The 255-nt window shown below is 73.3% G+C and carries 1 protein-coding gene; it reads left to right on the top strand.

Going from position 1 to position 255, the window contains the following annotated elements:
• Positions 1 to 255: IS110 family transposase (locus QSK26_RS41605; RefSeq protein WP_285780878.1), on the top strand; the 255-nt coding region annotated here is incomplete at both ends.

Genomic DNA, 255 nt, shown 5'->3' with positions numbered 1-255 from the left:
TCGAGACCGATCGGGGGCCGTGGGTGCGGGCGCTGGCCGCGGCGGGGTACCGGGTGTTCGGGGTGAACCCCAAGCAGGCCGCCCGGCATCGCGAGGTGATGGGCAACTCCGGGGCCAAGAGCGACAAGGCCGACGCGCACGCGCTGGCCGACATGGTCCGCACCCGCCGCCACCAGCTTCGCGAGATCGCCGCCGACTCCGACCAGGCCGAGGCGGTCAAGGTCGTCGCCCGCGCGCATCAGACGATGATCTGGG

This window comes from Microtetraspora sp. NBRC 13810 (genome assembly GCF_030268685.1).
Lineage (GTDB): Bacteria > Actinomycetota > Actinomycetes > Streptosporangiales > Streptosporangiaceae > BSRQ01.
This window is presented reverse-complemented; position numbering and strand designations above follow the sequence as displayed.